The organism is Povalibacter uvarum (assembly GCF_014202975.1).
GTDB classification, from domain to species: domain Bacteria; phylum Pseudomonadota; class Gammaproteobacteria; order Steroidobacterales; family Steroidobacteraceae; genus Steroidobacter; species Steroidobacter uvarum.
This window is the reverse complement of record NZ_JACHHZ010000003.1, coordinates 833,887-855,484: the sequence shown is the minus strand read 5'-3', so window position 1 is coordinate 855,484 and position 21,598 is coordinate 833,887. Positions and strand designations below refer to the sequence as shown.

Sequence of the window (21,598 nt, the reverse complement as noted above, 5' to 3'; positions counted from 1 at the left end):
GACCACGGCTTGTCACGAAGCTCGCGCACACTCACACTGATCGCATTCGAACAACACGGCGGAAATCCGGGTCCATGTCCAAGCGAGGCAGTCTGGTCTGTGTCGGCGTCGGCATGACGCTCGGATCGCATCTCACCCCGCTCTGCCGCAGCTACATCGAACAGGCCGACGTCGTCTTCACCGGGCTTTCCGACGGCGTCATGGAGCTGTGGATCGCGCAGATGCACCCGGACGTACGCAGCCTCCAGCAGTACTACCGTGAAGGCAAGCCGCGCACGGAAACCTATCGTGAGATGGTCGAAGCCATGATGACCGAGGTTCGCGCGGGCAAGAAGGTCTGCGGCGCGTTCTACGGTCACCCCACTGTTTTCGCCCTGCCGCCGCGTAAGGCGGTTGCGGTCGCCCGCGGCGAAGGCTTCGACGCGCACATGGAACCGGGCGTCTCCGCGGAGGACTGCCTCTATGCGGACCTCGGGATCGATCCCGGCGAAGTCGGCTGCGCACACTACGAAGCCAGTCAGTTCATGTTCTACCGCCGCCGCATCGACCCGTCGGCGTATCTCATCCTCTGGCAGATCGGCATTGCGGGCGACCAGTCCGTCACCCGTTTCTCCACTGGCGCCGAGTACCGGCAAGTCCTCGTCGATCTGCTGAGCCCCGACTACGACGGCAACCACGAAGTCATCGCCTACAAGGCGGCGACGCTGCCGACGCAGCGGCCGCGCATGGATCGCATGAAGCTGCGCGACCTGCCGAAGGCAGATCTCGACATCCATTTCACGCTGGTCATACCGCCCGCACGCGCACTGGAGCCCAACACGGAGTTGCGCCGCAAGCTCTCACGGCTGGACCGCTCGAAAAAAGACACAGCGGGAGAGAACTCAGCAGCGTTCTCGACGGACCGCCTGCGCATGCGCCTCATCGACGAATGCGATCGGGAGCTCTTCTGCACTCTCTATTCGGACCCTTCGACCATGCAGCTCATTGGACCGGTGCTGACGCGAGCCACGGCGTTGAGAAGTTTCGGCAAGGCACTGCGCATGAGCCGTGAGCCGTCGCAGGCCTGGCGGTCCTATGCGGTCGTGGACGGTGCCAGCGGAGAAACCCTGGGTTTCTGCGGCTTCAACCGCTCGAAATCCCTTATCCGGGAGATCGAGGCGGGCATCATCCTTCGAACCGAAGCACGCGGCCGGGGGTACGGGCGCGAAGCTTTCGACGGGCTCGTCAGGCACGCACTCATGCAACCGGCAATTGCGCGAGTCTTCGCACGGACGGCACCCGCGAATGCGCCGATGACTGCGATCCTGCAGTCGGTCGGTTTCAGCGAGTGCGAGATCACCGACTCCACGGCGACGTGGTCCATTGCACGCACGTCGGTTCCAGCACAGAATTCCCGGCGCACTCAGCATGAACAAGTCACGATCCATGCGTGATCGGAAAACATTGCCGCTGACATGGAGAGACCCGGACGGAACGGACAGCGATGTTTTGATGACGGCGTAGCATTGAACGACCTTCCCACTCAAGAACAGGAAACAACTACATGACAACGCTGATCGAGTTTCTGGAGAAGATGGGCAGCGACGCGCAACTGCGCGGCAGCTCCGGCGAAGATCTGGTACGCGCCATGGAAACGGCCGGCATCGGCACTGCGGCGCGCGAAGCGCTGCTGAGCCAGGACCAGCGCGATCTCGAAGAACTGATGGGCGCCAGCGCGAACGTTTTCGCGTCGCTCGAAGCGCCGGAAGACGGCGGCGAGGAACCTGGCGCACCGCCGACTCCGCCCGATGACGGCGGCAAGCCGGCCAGCGCGCCCCGCAGAAAGAAGAAGGGCGGCAAGAAGAAGGGCGGCGGCAAGAAGAAGGCACCAAAGAAGCCGGCACCCAAGAAGGGTGGCGTCAAGAAGAAGAGCAGCAAGAAAAAAGCCAGCAAGAAGAAAGGCGGTGGCAAGAAGAAAGCCAGCCGCAAGAAGTAGGACCGTTGTCGACAGGCACGTACCGTGACCAGCAAGCGAAAACCGCTGCTGCCAGGGCACAACAGGACCGCGTGGCGACTGTCGCCGCGCGGTCTTGTCCTGTCGCTATTGCTCGTCCTGGCCGGCGCCACGGCCGGCGCCGATGAGATCGACGATCTGCTGGGCAAGGCGGACCGCCTCAAGTCGATAGATCATCCCGCATTCGTCTCGATTCTCTCGGATGTCGACCGTCGCAGCGGATCGCTGCCGCCGCCGCAGCTGCATCGCCTGCAATACCTGAAGGCATGGGCAGCCGCGTATTCCGCGGACTATCCCGTCGCGATTCCCATGCTGCGCAGCCTGCTCGAGACCGACGCGGAGCCGACCCTGCGTTTCCGCGCGCTCGCGACAATCACGAATGTGCTGAGCATTTCGAGGCGCTACGAAGAAGCCTTTGCCCGGCTCGAGGAACTCCTCCACCTGTTGCCGGAGATCACCGACCCCGCGGCGCGCCAGCAAGGTCTCGGTGTCGCGGCAGTCCTGTACGCGCAGGTGGGACTGGACGACATCGCCATCAAATACGCGGACCAGATCGTCCAGGAGAACTGGGCGGGCCTCGGCACCTGTCGCGGCGGCCGGCTGAAGCTCGAAGCCATCTACAAGGCGGCCCGGGTAGAGCCGTCCGCCGAAGAAATGGAAGACACGATCGACGCGTGCACCCGCATCGGCGATCTCGGCCGTGCGAACTTCATTCGCGTGTATGCCGCCGACAACTACCTGCGCCTCAGCCGGCACGATCTCGCCCTGGCATTGCTCGACGGCCGGCGCGAGGAGATCGACAAGACCGGCTACAAACCGCTGATCTCCCTGTATGACTCGCTGTTGGCGCGGATCTACCGGGAGATGGGCAAGCCCGATCTCGTGCGCAAGTACGCCCTCAGTGCGATCGACAACTCGACCCAGGAAGGATTCGTCGAACCCCTGCTGCCGAGCTACCGACTGCTCTACCTGCTGGCGCGTGAACGCGGGGACCTCGCCGCTGCCCTCGAGTATCACGAAAAATACGCTGCCGCGGACAAAGGCTATCTCGATGAACTGAGCGCGCGCCAGTTCGCTTACGAGAAGGTCAAGCACCAATCTCTCGCCAACCAGTTCCAGATCGACGCGCTGAACAAGCAGAACGAAGTGCTCCAGCTGCAGCAGGCCCTCGACAAGAAAGCGGTCGAAGCCAGCCGGCTCTATATCGCGCTGCTGCTCATGCTGGTGGCGTTCATCATCTTCTTCGCCTACAAGACCAAGCGCTCGCAGCTGCATTTCATGAAGCTGTCGCAGGTCGACGGGTTGACGGGCATCTCGAACCGGCCGCATTTCATCGAGCTCGCCGTCAGCACGCTGGCAGCGAGCCAGAAGATGGACCAGGAAGTCTGTGTCGTTCTGTGCGACCTCGATCACTTCAAGGCGATCAACGACCAGTACGGGCATGCCGCTGGCGATGCCGCGCTCAAACAGGTCGTAGCGGCCTTCCGCACGCACCTGCGAACCGGCGATGTCCTCGGCCGCGTCGGCGGCGAAGAATTCGGCGTGCTGCTGCCTGGCTGCACGCTGGAAGCGGCCCGCGAACGCTGCGAACAGCTGCGGCGGGCGGTCGCCGATCTCGTGCTCCTTCACGACGGACGGGAAATCAGCCTCTCCGCCAGCTTCGGTGTGGAAACCACCGCGTCCTGCGGTTACGAGCTGCGGCAGCTGCTCGCCAATGCGGACGCTGCGCTCTATCAGGGGAAGCACGCGGGCCGCAATCGCGTGGTCGCGTACGACTCCTCTCTCAGCGGCTTCTTCTCCTCGATGACGACCACCGGGCGCTTCCGTGCATCGCGGGATCGGTTTACCCAGGATCTCGCGAAGCAGCCGGAATAGCTCGGCCACGCGATTCGCGGGTCGGTTTCGCGGTATAGAACATCAAGAAGCGCCAAGACGGCTGCGAAGCGCAGTGCAGCGCTCCTATGCTCCTCCCGTTGAAAACGTTCGGCACAACGAAACGGAACGACAGGGGGAATCACATGCTCACGCTTCGCCTTCGATGGCTCACCTTCTTTGCACTCGCCTGCGGACTGACCGGGCCCGCGTTCGCGCAGGACAAGACGATCCGGTTCGGCGCCACCTGCCCTACTCCACCCGCCCTGCACTGTCCCGACAGTGAGTGCGCGGGCACGATGGTGATCAACCAGGGTCCCATCGTCGAAATGGAAACGCGCCGTCCCTACTTCCTCGACTATCCGTGCGACCTGAAGCCGGGCGAGAAAGTCACTTTCATTCTCAGCCTGCACGGCGGCGGCTCGTACGGGAACTGGCAGCGCCATTACTTCCCGATCATGGACCTCAAGGACAAGTACCGGCTCGTGATCGCCACGCCGAACTCCCCCATCCGTAGATGGACGGAGGTCGATGACAAGTACCTGCAGAACATCGTCAATTCGGTGATCGAGCAGATCGGCCGCGACAACATCAAGGCGTTCTGGCTCGTCGGCCATTCGCAGGGCGGCATGACGTCCAACCGCCTCGTGCGCACCGACTTCTTCAAGAACAAGGTGGATGGCTGGCTGAGTCTTTCCGGCGGACGCCTCGGCGGCCAGCCGGGACGCGCCGCGAGCTTCGGCCCGCCACGCTCCGCATCCGCGACGACAGCGATGGATTCGTCCGCAATGACGGCGATGGCAGCAGCCGCGGCAGCACTGCGTGAACCGCCCGACGCCGACATCTCCCACATCTACGCAACCGGTCAGCGCGAAGTGGACGACAAGGGCGTTCCCGATGCGTCTGAGTGGGCGAAGAAGTATTCGTGCGGCGCACGCTCGGCACCGGTCGAAATCGCCGATACGAAGCCCGGCTACGTTTACGACAGCAGTCGCTTGAACGAGCTGAACTCCGCATGGGGCCTGCTGCCGTCAGGAGGTAAAGCCAATATCTCCGCGTTTCCGAACTGCAAGGACGGACGCGTCGTAGTGGACGTAGTGCGACTCGACAAAGGCCACACTGAAGGCCTGGAGCCGAAGATCACGGAAGAGCTCGTGAAACTGATGCTCTCGGCACCAGGCGGAAAGATTCAGAAAGGTGGTTGAGACCGGATGGATTCCCGCGTGCGCGGGAATGACAGCGATCGCTGGCGCGATGACGTCCGGCTAAAGCCGGACCCACAGTCGGAGCCGCGTGATAGTCACCATCCGCTATCCGCTTCCAAAGAAAGACGGCGGGTCGCAGCCCGCCGTCCATTGGCAACGCCGGGAAGCCCGGACGTATTCCAATTCAGTGAATCTGAAGTGGCTCAAGACGGAGCCGGCGGGTCTCTGGGGTTCCCGCCGGCTCCTCCCCCCCAAAAAAAGGGTTGCCTCAGAAGTCGATCGTCACCAGGCCGAAGATCTGCCTGCCGAGCGAGTCGTACACCTGCGGCCAGGTATTGCCGTTGCACGGACCGGTCGGGCATGAGCTCGAACCGTTCAGCGGCGGATCCTTGTCGAACAGGTTGTTGACGCCGAGACGGAACGTGTAGCGGTCGGCGACGGTCACGGAGCCCGTCAGGTCGATGTAGCTGCGGCTGCCGAGCGTCGAATCGGTCGGCAGCACACCCTCGACCTGCCCGAGGAACGACAGGAACTCGTTGCTGTCCTCCGCGTCGCGGCTCACCGCGTCGTAGTAGCGCCAGCTCAGCGTCAGATCCACGCCGCCCCAGGGCATGCGCCAGGTCGTATCGAACTTGTGGCGCCACTCCGGAGCCGGCACGCCGCAGATCGTGCCGTACAGGCCGGCACAGTCGTACGTCACACCCGTTTGCGGCGTGAACTCGAGCGACTCCAGCAACGTGCCGACGAAGTCGAACGCGAGCCGTCCGCCGCTGTTGCCGACATCGAACTGGTAGGACACATCGAAGTCGATACCCGAGGTCGAGATCTCGCCGATGTTCTCGAACGTGTCGACGATGAACCCGTTGTTGGATTGCCAGAGCGAGCCGTCCGCGTCACGTTGCACGCGAGCGCAAGTCGCGGGATCGCCGGTTCGCGCGCACATCAGCAGCGTGAAATCCGCGTTCGGATTCTGGATCGCATCCTCGATGGCGATATCGAAGTAGTCGACCTGCAGACGTAGTCCCGGGATGAACGACGGCTGGAAGGCCAGACCGAACGACAGCGTGTCCGCCGTCTCGGGCTGCAGATCCGGATTGCCGCCGATAAAGCCGTTGTACTGCGCTGCCGGGTTCTCCTGGATGTTGCCGTAGTTGGCCGCAGTCACGCCGGTACGCGCGCATTCCTCGAACGAGAGTCCTGGTGCTTCACCATCGCTCACGTCCGTGGCGCAAAGATCGATGCTTCCCTGCAAGCCGACTGCCTGCACTCCGTACAGCTCCGTCACGTTCGGCACGCGAACCGAACGCTGGTAGCTCGCACGGGCCCGGATATCCTCGATCGGGCTCCACTCGAGACCGAGCTTGTACGTGTCGGTCGTGAAATCGAGGCTGTAGTCGGAGTAGCGATAGCCCGCTTCCGCCGAAAGGCTGTGCGCAAGCGGCTTGTCCTCGATGAGCGCCATGCGCGCTTCGGCGAACAGGTCTTTCGCGATGTAGCCGCCATCGACCGGTGTCGTTGGACCGCCCTGTCCCGCGCCATCGCCCGACTGCAGCGCAGCGTCAGGCAACAGCTCCGACAGCTCTTCACGCCATTCGACACCGAAGTTCACCATCAGGCCTGACTGCGCCGTCGGCAACTTGATGCTGTTCGAGAAATCGCCGGTGACCGAGGCGTTCACGACCCGCTCGGTCGTCGTGCCCTTCTGCACCAGCGGGATCTGCAGGTAGTCGATCTGATCCTGCGTGATGCCGGTGAGCTGGAAGGGGTTGTAGGGGACGCAGGCCGGATCGCTGCCGTCGAGAACCGACTGACAAACGACGTTGCCGTTCCCGTCGCGCACGGCGTTGAGCGAGCGGCCGATGCGTGTCACCGAGAAATCGTTGGTTGCGACGGCTGACAACTCCGTCTGGCCGTACTGCCCGTAGACGTCGTACGACCACGTGTCGTTGATGTCGCCGCGCAGACCGAGCACGACCCGATACGCTTCGTGACCGATATCGCTCTGCCGCGGACCGCCTTCGATGTTGCGCTTGCCGATACGGATATTGACGGTGTCCGTCGAAGCAGGCGCCGTCGACAGCCCGTACTGGCCGCAGAACACCTGCTGCTCAGCCGGCGTGAAGTACGGGTGATTGCACGGAACGGTGAATTCCTGGTTGAAGATGCCACTGGGCGCGATCTGCGCGACCGAGCGGTCCTTCATGAACATGAACTCGCCGTACACGTTCTGGTTGTCGGCGACGTCCATATCCATGAAGACGCCCGCCGTGTAGCGTTCGTCCGGCCGCTGATAGAAGTTGAGCGGGCCGAAGTTGTACGCGTCGGTGGCGCTCGAGTAAGGCCGCAGGCCGCCCGCTGCATTCGGGTCCAGGATCACATTGTTCGCGAGGCTGCCGGTGAGCGGGTTGCGGACCTGCATGCGCGTCGGGCTCGTCGTCGAGGAACCGCCGCAGGTGAAGGCGTCGCCGGAGTTGAACGTGCAGGCACTGAAGTCATAGTCGCCCTGCAACACCGGATCGACCTCCCGGTAGGTTGCGTAGAACGTCGCGTTGCCGCGATCGTCCGCGAAGTTCGAGCCCATCACGAACGAAAAATCCTTCGAATAGCCCGTGTTGACCGAGCTCTCGGGCAGCTGGTAGCCCTTCGCACTGACGATGTCGGCGACCGGATTGTCGTTCTCGTGGTTGTAGAAGCTGTAGTTCGCTTCGAGCTTCACGCCTTCGAAGCGCGTGTTCATGATGAAGTTGACGACGCCGGCGACAGCGTCCGCGCCGTAAACCGACGATGCCCCGCCCGTCAGGACCTCCACGCGCTCGATCAGCGAGCGCGGGATCTGATTCAGATCGGGTGCTCCTGAATTTGCGCCGGGAGCGCTGTCCGGATTGCCCGGCATGAGGCGCCGGCCATTGATCAGCACGAGCGTTCGCTTCGCATTCAAGCCGCGCAGGTCGACCGTTGCCGTACCTGTCGAGCCGTTCGAAATCATCGACCCCTGCGCCGCCATCGCCTGCGGCAACTGGTTGATGATGTCTTCGACGCGCACTTTGCCGCTCGACACGATGTCGTCCGCGCTCATTGCGGTCACCGGGCTGATGCTCGTCATGTTGGGCGCCGCGATACGCGACCCCGTCACGACGATCTCCTGGATCGTGTCGTCGGCGGCCAGCGCTGGCAACGCGAGCGACGATAGAGTGGCGGTGCCACTCAACAGCGCGCAGCGAACTGCGCGCCGAATGGGACTGTTGATGGACATTGCTGTAACTCCTCCTGCGCGAGGGATAGTTGTTGTCTCAAGCGGAAATCACGCGTCCTGGCGGAGCACGCGACGGGTTATCAGCGCGATCGGCACACCCACGCACAGCATGTGGACGATGACGCCCTGAACGAATTGCGCGAGCGTGGGCGGACGCCCCACTGCCGCGGAAAGCGGAACCACGACATAGGTCATGACGAGATAGACGGTGATGCCGTACGCGAGTCCGACGACGATCGCGGGCAACAGACGCGAAGGAATGAGCCGCGCGGAGCGACTCGCGGCGAGAACGAAGAGCGTCACGATCACGCTCATGATCGAGAAGTGCAGGAACAGGCCGAGCGCGGCAGTGGGTGCTCCGCCGGAGAACGAATCCCTCCCCAGCAATCCCGCGGCAACACCCTGCAGGACTCGCGGCGGTGCGACGTCGCGCATCAGCCACGTCAGGATCGCCGCGCAGATATCCAGCGTTCCCGCGACGAGGGTTCCCCAGATGATGGCTCGCACCTTCGTTGCTCCCGCCGCATCGCGCGGAGCGCCGAGCGCCTCCATTCCGATCGATTCGTTTCTCGTTATCACGTGCGTCTCCCGGCCCGTTGTGGGATTCGTGCCGCACGCATGGTCGAGTCACGGACGCCTGCTACGCGCGCACGATCAGACGTCACAGCACCCGATCTGGTGATTGACCTGCCTTTGCCTGCGCGCGGGAGATTTGTTGTGTCGAGCCGACGAACGTTGCGCTCGAGTGGACGGAATGCGGACCGTGTAGCGCGAGGTGCGCTGTGGCATCAATTGCTCAGCGCATTTTCACTGCACCGCGGCTGCAGTTTCTCCGGCGTTCGCGCGCGCCGCGGTGTCGCGTCCGAAAACGGCGGCTGTGCCGCGGGAACCACAGCGGCGTATACAGAAATCCGCGCGACGCACGAACGGCTATGACGAAGCAGGATTGGACGAAGGAGCTTTTCGGGTCTCTGGCGCTGCTCGCGGCCCCTCGTTGTATTCTCCTGACACCCCGATCCCTCCAGTCGACGGTGCAGCCCTCATGAACTCCATCGCGCAGTCCCCTCGGACCAACGAAAGCACCTCCACGCAGCGGCTGATCCATGCCGAGATCAAGGCATTCCAGCCCGGCGTGACGGAAATGAATCCGAGCCCCAACCCCGTGATCTGCATGTTCCTCGGGCCATCGGTGGAAACGATCTGCATGCGCAACGGGCGCACGCGTCGCGGCCGCGAAGTCGCCGGTGACCTCGACATCATCCCAGCCGACACGCGTTGCTCATGGGAGACGAAGCAGGCGGGATCGCTGCTCGTGATGGTGGTTCCTCGCGCTCTTCTCCAGGCGGTAGCGTCGCAGCTGGAGATGGATCCGGGACACGTCGAGCTCGCCGATCGCTTTCAGCTTCGCGATCCGCACATCGAGCACATCGGCTGGGCGTTGAAAGCCGACATCGAAGCCGGCAACACCGGCGGACGGCTGTTCAGGGAGAGCCTGGGGACCGCGCTCGCGACCCGACTCTTGCAGCGTCACAACGTGCGTTCACTGCCGATGCGCGATCCGCGCGGCGGTCTGAGCGCGAGCAAGCTGAAGCATCTCGTCACTCACATCGAAGACAACCTCGAGAGCGATCTGTCCCTCGCCGAGATCGCCGCCGTCGCCGACATGAGCGTCTCTCATCTGAAAACGCTGTTCCGGCGCTCGACGGGCGTTCCCGTTCACCAGTACATCCTGCGACGCCGCGTCGAGCGGGCGAAGGAACTGCTGCAGGAAGAGTCGCTCTCTATCACGCAGGTGGCGTTCGCTACTGGCTTCGCGCATCAGAGCCATCTTGCCCGGCACATGAGGAAGATCCTCGGAATGACACCGGCCGCGGTGCGCAGGCAGCCTGAAGCATAGGCATCGCAGTCGCGCGGCGCCCTGGCGCCGCGCGAACTCGAATCAGCGGCTGCAGGTCCGCACGGTGTTCCGCGGACCGACGAGGCGATACTCCGCACACTCACTGCGTGCCGAGCCAGCCTGCAGATCTTCCGGCTGAATCCGCAACGCCGCGAATCGAACGCCTTCTTCAGCACGAAGCAACAGAATCGTGTCGCGAGGACCCGCTGTGTGGTGACGCGGCTCCGATACGAACACGTCGGATGCATCGGTGCGGTAGACAGGGTACTGCGCGCGCGGACCGTGTGAAATCGCGGCCGCCGCAGAGAAGGAAACGAGCAACGCAATCGTTGCCACCGTCCCACGCAATGCGCGGGACTGCACGAGAATATTCATACGGGCTCCAGTGAATTGTCGTCATCGACGGCTCACAGCATCCGTGCTGACCGTGAGATCGGCGTACGCCACTGCGTGAAGTCCGCGTGAAGATTTTCCGCGAGAGGGGCCGCGGTCGACCACATTCGCCGGCGAACAGTACTTCAGTCAGCCTGGCTCACTCGCCAAAGACAGGGCCCGGGAGGCGCCGCCGTCGATCAGGCCGTTCGCTCCTCCCGTACCGCCAGTTCCTCCATCATCCGTTCGCGCATGACGAACTTCTGGATCTTTCCCGTGACAGTCATCGGAAACTCGTCCACGAAACGGATGTGCTGCGGCACCTTGAAATGCGCGATGTTCTCGCGACAGAACGCGACGATCTCCTCGGCGTTGCAACTGCCCTTCTCTCGCGCCCGGATCCACGCGCACACGACCTCGCCGTAGCGTGCATCCGGAATGCCGAACACCTGGACGTCCTGGATTTTCGGATGCTGGTAGAGGAACTCCTCGATCTCGCGGGGAGAGATGTTCTCGCCGCCGCGGATGATGAGGTCCTTCACGCGGCCGACGATGTTGCAGTAGCCGGCCGGATCGAGCGTCGCGAGATCGCCGGTGTGCATCCACCCTCGAGAATCCACGGATTCCGATGTCTTCTGCGCATCGTCCCAATAACCGAGCATCACACTGTAGCCGCGAGTCAGGAGTTCTCCGCGCTCTCCGACCGGCACGACCTTGCCCGCTTCGTCGACGATCTTGACCTCGACATGCGGGTGAATCGTGCCGACAGTCGAGACGCGCCGCTCGATCGAGTCATCGCTGCGACTCTGGAAGCTGACCGGGCTCGTTTCCGTCATTCCGTAGCCGATCGTCACCTCCGGCATGTGCAGATCGGCGACCACTCGTTTCATCACCTCGACGGGACACGGCGCACCGGCCATGACGCCGGTTCGAAGCGAGCTGCGGTCGAACGTCGCGAACTGCGGATGATCGAGCACCGCGATGAACATCGTCGGAACTCCATAGAGCGACGTGCACCGTTCCTCGCTGACCGCCTTGAGGACTTCCGCGGCATCGAAAGCCTCGGCGGGAAACACCATCGCCGCACCATGCGTCGCGCACCCGAGCACGCCCATCACCATGCCGAAGCAGTGATAGAGCGGTACGGGAATGCACATCCGATCCCGCTCCGTCAGCTCTTGCCGCCGAGCGACGAAGTAGCCGTTGTTGACGATGTTGTGGTGCGTGAGCGTTGCGCCCTTGGGCAAGCCCGTCGTGCCGCTCGTGAACTGGATGTTGATGGCCTGCTCCGGCTGCAGTTCTTCGCGCAACTGCGCGAGCCGCGCGTAGTCCTCGGGCCGGCCCGACTTCTCCACCGATTCGTACGACAGGAAGCCCGGCGGCGGTGATTCACTCATCGCGATGAGCACCTGCATCGCAGGCAGGCGCGCCAGTTTCAACGCGCCAGCCGTCGCTCCATCCAGCTCCGGTGCCAGCTGGGCGAGCATCTGCAGGTAGTTGCTCGATTTGAAGGCCGGCGCGACGACGAGCGCCTTGCACCCGACCTTGTTGAGGGAAAATTCGAGCTCCGACAACCGGTAGGCAGGGTTGATATTGACGAGAATCAGGCCGGCTTTGGCGGTCGCAAACTGCGTGACGATCCATTCGACCCGATTCGGCGACCAGATCCCCACCCGGTCGCCGGGCACGAGGCCGAGGCGAACCAGTCCTGCCGCCACTCGCTCGGCGGCCTGATTCAGCTCTCGCCAGGACCAGCGAATGCCCTGCTGCCGCACGACCAATGCGTCGCGGTCGGGCCATTGCGCCGCCGCATCTTCGAGTACGGCGGCAACGGTCTTGTAGAGCAAAGGCTCATCGCCGGTCCCGCATACGTAGCTGAGTGCCATTCGTCATCTCCCCCCTGTCGAAGGCCGCGGCTGACTATACGCCACCGCACTGCGCCACCGCGTCACTGACTAAAGTGGGGACAAAGAACCCGCTGTGGCCTGATGCGGGCGTAAGGTACGGCTCTCAAGATCGTTTCGATGGGGATCCTTCGCAGCAGGGTGCGACGCGTCTTGATTCGCACAGACGACGGGCGTACGAAGGCGGCCGGGATCCGCAGCATTCCCGTCGAATCACGCTATCCGTTTGGGGAGACCGTCATGCGTGCCCATCTGCCTCGCTCTACGATCCGAATCGCCGCCGCTCATGTCCTCCTGGCCGCGAGCCTGAGTGCTCAGGCCCAGGTGCCCGTCCACAAGCACTACGAACAGACCGAATCGTTCGATACGCCTTCGGCAACCGGCGCCATCGCGCCGCGGTTGCAGAACGTTGGCACCCACCAGTTCTCCGCCGTGACGAGCTGCTCGCAGGCCGCGATGCCGTTCATCAACCAGGGGCTCAATCTCACCTACGGCTTCAATCATGCCGAGGCGGGCCGTGCGTTCGCGGAAGCCGCGCGCCTCGACCCGAACTGCGCCATGGCGTCGTGGGGCCAGGCGCTGGTCCTGGGCCCGAACATCAATGCGCCGATGGCGCCGGAAGAGGAACCGAAGGCGCTCGCGTTCATTCGCAAGGCGACCGCGCTGAAGCCAAAGGCTTCGCCGGTCGAGCGCGACTACATCGATGCCCTCGCCGCCCGCTACACAGGCAAGCCGGAAGATCGTCGTGCCGCCGACCAGGCATTCGCTGGCGCGATGCGCATGCTTCACCAGAAGTATCCGAAGGACCAGGACGCGGCGACGATCTACGCCGAGTCGCTGATGGACCTGCGCCCGTGGAACTACTGGACCCGCGACGGTCGTCCGTACGATGAAACTCCAGAGATCGTTGCAGCGATCGAAGGCGTGATCGCCGCGAATCCGGTGCATCCGGGCGCGCTGCACTACGCGATCCACCTGTGGGAAGGCAGCACGACGCCGGAACGCGCCGAGGGTGCAGCGGATCGACTCCTGCCACTCGCACCGGCCGCGGGCCATCTCGTCCATATGCCCGGCCATTTGTTCCAGCGCATCGGCCGCTATCAGGACGCGGTGAAGGCGAATCAGATGGCGATCCTCGCGGACGAGGACTACATCACTCAGTGCAAGGCGCAGGGCATTTATCCGCTCGCCTACTATCCGCACAACGTCCACTTCCTGTGGTTCGCGTCGACGATGAGCGGCCAGAGCAAGCTCGCGATCGACTCCGCGAAGAAGACCGCGTCGTCGGTTCCGGACGCAGCGGTGAAGGAAGTTCCGATCCTGCAGACGTTCAAGCTCGTCCCCGACTACGCGCTGGTTCGCTTCGGCAAGTGGGATGAGATCCTCGCGCTGCCGGCACCACCGGATGCGATGTTCGCGCAGGGTGTGCGTCACTACTCGCGCGGGATGGCCTTCACCCGCAAGCAGGACTATGCGGCTGCGAACAAGGAGCTGGCTGCACTGTCGAAAATCGCGGCCGATCCGCAGCTGATCGCAACGCCCTCCTCCATGTCGCTGAACCTTGCGGACTCCGTCCTGCGCATCGCCATCGAAGTGCTGAGCGGCGAGCTCGATGCGGCACAGAAGAAGTACGACAGCGCCGTCGCGCATCTCGATCGTGCCGTTCGTTACCACGACGCGCTGATCTACACCGAGCCGGATGACTGGCACTACCCGACTCGTCATTCACTCGGCGCAGTCCTGCTGGAAGCCGGCCGTCCCGCCGAAGCGGAAACAGTCTACTGGGAAGATCTGACCCGCAACCCGAAGAACGGCTGGGCCCTGTTCGGCCTGTCGCAGGCCTTGCGCGCGCAGAACAAGAACGACGAAGCCAAGGCAGTCGATGCCGAGTTCAAGAAGGCCTGGGCGAACTCCGACATCACTCTGACGGCGTCACGCTTCTGATGGCGAAGCACGTTCATGCGTTCCGGTCGGCCGCTGCAATCCTGCTGATTGCGGCGGCCGCCGCTCATGCCGACGGTCCGGGGGCCTATCGCTGGATCGACAAGCCGCCGCAGTCGGGAGCGCCAGAACTCTCTGCTATCGACGCCTACAACGCAGGCTACGCGGATATCCAGCGAGCCGATGCGCTGGACGCAGCTATCGCACAAACCACGGATCGTGGTGAGCAGAGAAAGATCGAGCGCGAAGCACAGTCCGCGTACAAGGCGGCCCTGAAACGTTTCAACGAAGCTACGCGCCAGGATCCTTTGATGCACGAGGCCCATACGTACATCGGCTACGCGAACCGAAAGCTGGGACGCTACGACGCATCGCTCAAAGCCTATGCCGAGGCCTTGCGCATCAACCCCGACTATCCGCATGCGATCGAGTACCAGGGCCAGGCGTACCTCGGCCTGAACCGTATCGACGACGCAAAGTTCAACTACTTGCGGCTGTACGCGATTGCCCCCAATCAGGCCGCCAAGCTCCTCGCGGCGATGCAGCGCTGGGCAATGGAGAACGAGTCCGACGCGAGGCATCAACAGACGGCGACCGATCTGAAAGCGTGGATCGCCACACGCCCGCCCGTCACGACAGATTCCGGCGCCGTCTCGAGCTGGTAGACCCGGAAGACGATTTCACACGCAGTTCACGCAGAGCACTTAGCGCGACACGAACTGCCCCTGCTGGCGATCCTTACGGACAGCGTCGCCACGGAACACCTGGCCGTTCATTGCGATATAAACGCCCGGCGCCAGCGTCTGCGTGGCGGCGAACGCCATGCCGAGATTGAAGGTCGCGTCGCTCTCCGCGAATCGGGCCGGTGCAAGCGCCCCTGTGAGGACGATCGTTTTGCCGGGAATCGTGGCGAGCACCGCCGCGGAGTCCGTCATGGTGTCCGTGCCGTGAGTGATCACGACCCGGTGCGAATCGATACCGGCAACCGTGGCCCTCAACTGCTCGCGATCGTCGTCCGTCAGCTCGAGACTGTCCTTGCGCAACAGCTCGACGACCTTGAACGGATGCGTTACCCGGGCCACCCGAAGCAGGCTCGCAACCATCGTCTCGCCGACCTGATAGGTGGAGAGCGAGTCGAAGTAGGCCTTGTCGATCGTGCCACCGGTGGTGACGATGGCGATGGGTTCGGGGGACATTGGAGGCTGGGTGACGGGTGACGGGTGACGGGGCGCGAGTTTACTGGACGCGTAGGGACGCCACTACCTTAGTCCAGCTTCATCACAGTGCAATCAGTAAGCAATGGGTCGGTGAAGCGGGCTATTTCGCCCACGCGCTTTTCGGGCACGAGGAACAAGCGGGCTGACAGCGCCTTCTTGAGTCGCACCGACAGCGCTGCGACGTCCCGGAGCAATCCGGCTACGGCCTCGACGGGCGTGTCACCAGGAATTGGAACGACATCCAGCCCGGTGCCGCAGACGCTCGAATACAGCAGCAGGTCGCGAATACCGAAACGTCCCTCTCCTGCCCGCTGCGCCAGCACCGGATCTTCCAGCACCGGAAGCATCAGGCCCGAATAGCCGCAAGTCTTCACGTCGAGCGACTTGATCGCCGCGGTGATGATCGAACAGGCCTCCAGCGTCGACGCCGTGCCGAAGGGCCCACCGATCAGTGCTTCGATTGCAGCGGCGATGCTTCGATCCTTCAGCGGCGCGGGTGAGCTGTCGATTCCCAGGTAGTCGCGTCCTTCGCGCTGCGCGAACTGCTGCGCCAGCGTCTCGATGGGACGCAGCGCCTTTGTCATCGTTTCGCGCAACACTCTTGTCGCATCGGCACTCTTCGCCTCGCGGAAGGCGTCCTCGACGATGGCAGCTGACTCGACACCGATCGCTATCGACTCCGCGCCGCGATGCCAAGCGACCGGAAAGAAAGGCGTGCCGGCAGGAATGTTCGCTGCCGCAGCGAAACGGAAGTTACCCAGCCCGTTCGGAATCGCGGTGGACAGCGTCACCATCGCCCGAGCTGCCGCCAGTGACGTCCGCGGATGAATCGATTCGGAGGCGATGTTCGCGGAGAAGCTGACGGAGCGCGTCCGGCGAACGAGCTCAGCGGCCCAGAACCCGAAAGCATCGTCAGCACGATCCGCGTCGATCACCGGCCCTACGCTCGCAATCACGCCGCTTTCGCTGACCAGCTGATCCAACTTCTCGAGCAGCGGCAATTGTCGGTCGCGCGCGGCCGCATCGAGCGAGGCGAGGAACGGGTTCGTCGCGACGCGCGTCGTCTGGACTTCGTAACCGGCTTCCTCGAAGTGCTTGCGACCTCGCTGAAGAACGGACACGGCGCGTTCGATCCGGTCGAGCTGCGATGCATTTTCCAGTTCGACGCCGGCCGTGATCGTCCGGATGCGTAGCGGTCTGTTCTGGCTCAAACGGGTAGTCCTCGATTCATTGGCCGCCACGGCTGCGGTTGCCAGAATCGGCAAGCCGAGGAGCAGGTGGCGGCGCGACAGCATGCGGTGTTACGGATGGACTCCCGCGTTCGCGGGAGTGACGGCGTGAAAGTTCACTCCCCCTTCCAGCCCGGACCTCGCACCACCTGACCCGGCGTGGCGCCAGTGTGTTGGCCGTCGCGCAGCACCTGAATGCCGTTCACGAACACATGAGCGACACCGGTCGAATACCGATGCGGATCGGCGAACGTCGAATGATCCGCGATCGTGGCCGGATCGAAGATGACGATGTCGGCGTAGCAGCCCTTCTCGAGACAACCCCGATCCTTCAGCTTGAAGTTGAGCGCCGGCAGATGCGTCATGCGGCGAATGGCATCGGGCAGCGTCGTCACCTTCTTCTCACGCACGTACAGCCCCAGGAACCGCGCGAAATTGCCGTAAGCGCGCGGATGCGAGTTGCTCTTGAGGAACACGCCCTCCGTCGCCGGTGCATCCGCGTCCGATCCGAGGCTGACCCACGGCTGCGACAATCCCAGCGTCACGTTCTCCTCCGACATGAGGAAATAGGCCGTAGAGACTCGCGTGCGGTCTTCGATCACGAGGTCGATCGCCGTCTCCTCCGCAGACTTGCCGCGCATGCGCGCCACCTCGGCCAGTGTCTTGCCGGTGAGCGGCTTGAGCTTGTCGTTCTTGAAGCCGATCAGCAGCACGCGATCGGGTGACCCCGCTGCGAGGAACAGGCTCTCCCAATCCTTGGCGGGCGTCTTCATCTCGCGAATGACGCGCTCCCGGATCGCGGGTTGCTGCAACCGATCGATCCACGCATCGAGCCCGCCCTCCTGCACCCACGGCGGCATCGCCGCGTCGAGTCCCGTGGCACCCGCCGGGTAGGCATACATGTTCGCAGCGATGCTCAGCCCCTGCTTGCGGGCCGCTTCGATCTTCGCGATCGCCTGCGACATCTTCGGCCAGTTCTTTTCGCCGGCGGCCTTGAGGTGATAGATCTCGCCGTGCACCTTGCCTTCGCGCGAAATCTGGATCAGCTCATCGAGCGCTTCGAGAAAACGATCGCCTTCGCTGCGCATGTGGGAGATGTATGCGCCATTGAATTCGCCTGCCGCGCTGGCGAGCGCGACGAGCTCATCCGTCTTCGCGTAAGCGGCCGGCGCATAGATCAGCGAACTGCCGACCCCGAGCGCACCGTCGCGCATCGCTTCGCGCACGAGCTCCTGCATCTGTTTGAGCTCGGCCGGCGAAGGGGGACGATCCGCGAAGCCGAGCACGTACTCACGCACCGTCGTAGCACCGATGAACGACGCGACGTTCGGCGACACACCGCGCTTCGTCAGCGTCGTCAGGAAATCATCGAGGGACTTCCAGGTGACGTCGTAGCGGATGTCGCCCTGCGTCTTGATCATTTCCTCGCGGATCACGTCGTTGACGGGACCATACGAATTGCCCTCGCCGAAGATCTCGAGCGTGACGCCCTGCTTGATGTCGCTCATCCCGCGACCGTCGTGCAACAGCGATTCGGGCGCCCACGACAGTACGTTGATGAAGCCCGGCGCGACCGCGAGCCCACGAGCGTCGACCTGCTTTTCGGCCTGGTAATCCTTCAGCGCACCGACCGCGACGACACGTCCACCGCGCACGGCCACATCGCCATGCACCGGAGCGTTTCCGTGTCCGTCGAACACGAGACCGTTGCGGATCAGCAGATCGACGGACTCGGCGCTCGTTGCGGGTCCGGCGACAAGGAGGCAGGCGACGCCGAGCACCGCGGCTCGCAGGCAGTTTGCGAGCGCTTCTCCGTCATTCCCGCGAAGGCGGGAATCCATCTGGCTGAGTGGAATGGACTCCCGCGTTCGCGGGAGTGACGAAATTGGGGTTTCGTTGAAGCGGCGCACGAACCTTCCTCCCGAAAACGAAGGAATGGACTCTAGCAGGTTGCCGGCGCAAAACGCCCCATCGGGGCGGCGGGTATCAGGAGGACTGGTGTTGCCGGAACAACTGTTCGAGCGTCCGCCCCAGCTCTTCCAGGGTGTCCGGCTTGAGAATCAGGTCGCGCACGCCGATCTTCTGCGCCGCTTCGCGATCCTGCGGACGCACGTAGCCCGAGGTCATGACGATCGGAATGTCGGCGCGAACGTCGAGCAGCGCCCGCGCCAGGTGAAAGCCCGACATTCCGGGCATCGCGACATCCGTGACGATGACATCGAAGCCTGCGGGGTTTTCCTGAAAGGCCTGCAGCGCCTGTCCTGGATCGTTGAAGCCGACGACCTCGTAGCCGAGACGCTGCAGGGTCCGCGTCAGCAGGTATACAAGTGCATCTTCGTCATCGACGTACATGACGCGCTGTCCGCGCCCTCGCTCGACGGTTGTCACCGGTGTTTCGACGCGGTCGACCGGTCGCGTCGATGCAGGCAGATACACGCTGAACATGCTGCCGCGATCGGGCTCGCTCTCGACGGTAATCGCGCCTTCGTGACTGCGCACGATGCCATGCACGACGCTCAATCCGAGGCCGGTCCCCTGCCCGACCGGCTTGGTCGTGAAGAAGGGATCGAAGATGCGATCGAGCGTTCCGCGGTCCATCCCGCAACCCGTATCGGCCACGCGAATGCGCGCATGAACACCCGGAGCGATGTCACCCGGGATATCGAGGCTGCCGTTGCCGGCGTGCACGCGATCGATCTCCACGGCAATCGTCCCGCCGTCATCGCCGATCGCGTGCGCCGAGTTGGTCACGAGATTCATGATGATCTGGTGGATCTGGGTCGAGTCCGCATTCACCGGCGGGGTGTCCGCGGAGAACCGCGACTGGATCTTGATCATCGCCGGGAGCGTTGCGCGCAGCAGCCGCAACGCTTCCTCGACCGTGGGCTTGAGCTCGATAATGGCGCGGCGCGGTTCGCTCTGGTGACTGAAGGCGAGTATCCGATGAACGAGGTCCGATGCCCGTGCACCCGCGGTCTCGATCTCCTCGATATTGCGTCGGGCGGGATGAGCCGCATTCAGCTCATCCATCGCGAGCCGGGCATTGCCCGCGATCGCGAGCAGCAGATTGTTGAAGTCATGCGCGATACCGCCGGCCAGCGTGCCGAGCGCTTCGATTTTCTGCGAGTTGCGCTGTGCTTCCTCGGCTCGCTTTCGCGCGGTGATGTCCATGCATGCGCCGGTCATGCGCGTGATCTGGCCTTGAGCATCGCGGTCGACGCGGCCCGTCGCCGCGACCCACTGCAGCTCACCATCGTGGCGCAGCGAGCGGTACTCGACGTTGATCGTGTCGATCTTGCCTTCGCGCACGGGGATCATCGACTTGAACACCAGGGCGCGATCTTCCGGCTGCACGAACTGCGCGGCGCCTTCGATACCGCCCTGCTCGATCTCTTCGCGCGTGCGATCGAAGAGCTTGAGCAGCACGTCGTCCCACCAGAGGCGACCGCTCACCGCATCCCAGATGTAAGTGCCGATGCCGCTCGCCATGACGGCGGCCTGCAAGCGCGCCTGTGACCGCCGCAGCTCTTCTTCGGCATGCTTGCGCTGCGTTACATCGATCATGAGGCCGTACCACAGCGTGCCGCCATCGGGCTCGCGCGTAGGAACTGCGTGCGCCTCGACCCAGATCTCGCCTTTCTCCGGATGACGCACGCGCCATTCGTTGCGCCACGGCACGAGCGTGCGCGCGGACTCGGCAATCGAACGATTGATCCGCGCCTGGTCGTCCGCGTGGATGCGATCCGAGTTTGGCGCGGCATCCGCCTGCAGCTCCTCCTCGGTCAGCCCGACCAGATCCTTGATGCCGACACTCGCCAATGGAAAGTGAGCCGAGCCATCGGGTCGCAGCCGGAACGAATAGATGGCGCCGGGCGCGCTGGCGACGAGCTTTGCAAAGCGATCGCGTTCCTCGATGAGCGCCATGCGATTCAGCCGCGCCTCGTGGATGTCGTTCATGATGCCGATCCAGCGCACGAGCGTGTGCTCGCGGTCGCGCACGGGCACGAGGGTCGCCTCGAACCAGTGGTAGTGACCTTCGTGATGACGCACCTGGAACTCGGTCTTCAGTGTCTGAACAGCAGCGACCGCGGCACTCCAGTCCCGCTCCAGCGCCGCGCGATGCTCTTCGTGGACATGCCGGAACCAGCCTCGACCGAGCTGCTCTTCCAGTGCCGCGCCGGTGAACGTGATCCACTGCGGACCGAAGTACTCCGCCGATCCGTCGGGATGACAGGTCCAGAGAATTTGCGGAAACGCCTGTGCGAGCTGACGAAAGCCGTAGCGGCTGTCGCGTTCGTTGGCTTCCAGGAGCTTGCGACGTGTGAGATCGGTCAGCGTGAGCAGCAACGCATTCGTTTGGCGGTAGCGAATGCGCGCAAACCGGATGCCCAGCGGGAATCGGGTGCCGTCGGGCCACACGCCGTGGAGCTCTCGCCGCTTCGAACCGGGAATACTGCTTGCGTCGATGAGATCGCGCACTGCGATGTCGGGAATGAAATCGGTGATGGGCCGATCACCGAGCGCCTCGCCGCGACGGCGAAACGTGCGCCGTGCTTTCGCGTTGCTCGCGAGCACCCGCCCTTCGGCATCGATGACGCACGCGGCGTGAGGCAACGAAGCCAACCTGACACGCAGAGGCGTATCGTCGACCGACCGGCCGGAAGACTTCACGGTGCCGTTGCCCACTGAGATGTTCTGGGGGACCTTGTTGGATT

The 21,598-nt window shown here is 63.6% G+C and carries 15 protein-coding genes; 7 read left to right on the top strand and 8 right to left on the bottom strand.

Annotated features, from left to right (window positions below; all coding sequences use genetic code 11):
- Positions 1–74 precede the first annotated feature (74 nt).
- The 4 genes from HNQ60_RS28425 to HNQ60_RS15080 all read left to right on the top strand — a co-directional run bounded on the left by HNQ60_RS28425 (position 75) and on the right by HNQ60_RS15080 (position 5,070).
- Positions 75–1,433 carry a GNAT family N-acetyltransferase gene (locus HNQ60_RS28425; RefSeq protein ID WP_184333189.1) on the top strand — a complete coding sequence of 453 codons (1,359 nt, stop codon included), beginning with the start codon at positions 75–77 and terminating at the stop codon, positions 1,431–1,433.
- Between the two features lie 110 nt (positions 1,434–1,543).
- Positions 1,544–1,975, top strand: a complete 432-nt coding sequence (locus HNQ60_RS15090) for a hypothetical protein (protein WP_184333187.1) — start codon at positions 1,544–1,546, stop codon at positions 1,973–1,975.
- Between the two features lie 24 nt (positions 1,976–1,999).
- Entirely contained in the window at positions 2,000–3,868 is a 1,869-nt protein-coding gene (locus HNQ60_RS28110) for a sensor domain-containing diguanylate cyclase (protein ID WP_184333185.1), read from the top strand.
- Positions 3,869–4,011: 143 nt separating this feature from the next.
- Entirely contained in the window at positions 4,012–5,070 is a 1,059-nt protein-coding gene (locus HNQ60_RS15080; protein ID WP_184333183.1) for an alpha/beta fold hydrolase, read from the top strand.
- 268 nt (positions 5,071–5,338) lie between these two features.
- Here the strand turns inward: HNQ60_RS15080 and HNQ60_RS15075 are convergent, their stop codons facing one another.
- Positions 5,339–8,323, bottom strand: coding sequence for a TonB-dependent receptor domain-containing protein (locus HNQ60_RS15075; protein WP_184333181.1), 2,985 nt, complete (start codon positions 8,321–8,323; stop codon positions 5,339–5,341).
- Positions 8,324–8,371: 48 nt separating this feature from the next.
- The gene (locus HNQ60_RS15070; RefSeq protein ID WP_184333179.1) at positions 8,372–8,902 is read right to left on the bottom strand and encodes a hypothetical protein; all 531 of its coding nucleotides are present in this window, start codon (positions 8,900–8,902) and stop codon (positions 8,372–8,374) included.
- 463 nt (positions 8,903–9,365) lie between these two features.
- Between HNQ60_RS15070 and HNQ60_RS15065 the strand changes: the two genes are divergently transcribed.
- Positions 9,366–10,220, top strand: a complete 855-nt coding sequence (locus HNQ60_RS15065) for a helix-turn-helix domain-containing protein (RefSeq protein ID WP_184333177.1) — start codon at positions 9,366–9,368, stop codon at positions 10,218–10,220.
- A 42-nt stretch (positions 10,221–10,262) separates the two neighbouring features.
- On the opposite strand, the gene HNQ60_RS15060 is transcribed toward HNQ60_RS15065, so the two are convergent.
- Positions 10,263–10,595, bottom strand: coding sequence for a hypothetical protein (locus HNQ60_RS15060; protein ID WP_184333175.1), 333 nt, complete (start codon positions 10,593–10,595; stop codon positions 10,263–10,265).
- A 197-nt stretch (positions 10,596–10,792) separates the two neighbouring features.
- Complete coding sequence (locus tag HNQ60_RS15055) at positions 10,793–12,478, bottom strand: AMP-binding protein (protein WP_184333173.1); 1,686 nt, start codon at positions 12,476–12,478, stop codon at positions 10,793–10,795.
- 258 nt (positions 12,479–12,736) lie between these two features.
- Here HNQ60_RS15055 and HNQ60_RS15050 point away from each other — a divergent pair, with 258 nt between their 5' ends.
- Entirely contained in the window at positions 12,737–14,440 is a 1,704-nt protein-coding gene (locus tag HNQ60_RS15050; protein WP_184333171.1) for a tetratricopeptide repeat protein, read from the top strand.
- Positions 14,440–15,102 (top strand): tetratricopeptide repeat protein, encoded by a 663-nt coding sequence (locus HNQ60_RS15045; protein ID WP_184333169.1) that lies wholly within the window; start codon positions 14,440–14,442, stop codon positions 15,100–15,102. Before HNQ60_RS15050 ends, HNQ60_RS15045 begins: the two co-directional genes overlap by 1 nt.
- Before the next feature lie 39 nt (positions 15,103–15,141).
- Here the strand turns inward: HNQ60_RS15045 and HNQ60_RS15040 are convergent, their stop codons facing one another.
- The 4 genes from HNQ60_RS15040 to HNQ60_RS15025 all read right to left on the bottom strand — a co-directional run bounded on the left by HNQ60_RS15040 (position 15,142) and on the right by HNQ60_RS15025 (position 21,554).
- Entirely contained in the window at positions 15,142–15,633 is a 492-nt protein-coding gene (locus HNQ60_RS15040) for an asparaginase domain-containing protein (RefSeq protein WP_184333167.1), read from the bottom strand.
- A 68-nt stretch (positions 15,634–15,701) separates the two neighbouring features.
- On the bottom strand, positions 15,702–16,865 hold the full coding sequence (locus HNQ60_RS15035) for a DUF711 family protein (RefSeq protein ID WP_184333165.1): 1,164 nt from the start codon (positions 16,863–16,865) through the stop codon (positions 15,702–15,704).
- A gap of 134 nt (positions 16,866–16,999) precedes the next feature.
- Complete coding sequence (locus HNQ60_RS15030) at positions 17,000–18,724, bottom strand: N-acyl-D-amino-acid deacylase family protein (protein WP_184333163.1); 1,725 nt, start codon at positions 18,722–18,724, stop codon at positions 17,000–17,002.
- Positions 18,725–18,869: 145 nt separating this feature from the next.
- On the bottom strand, positions 18,870–21,554 hold the full coding sequence (locus tag HNQ60_RS15025; protein WP_184333161.1) for a hybrid sensor histidine kinase/response regulator: 2,685 nt from the start codon (positions 21,552–21,554) through the stop codon (positions 18,870–18,872).
- Positions 21,555–21,598 lie beyond the last annotated feature (44 nt).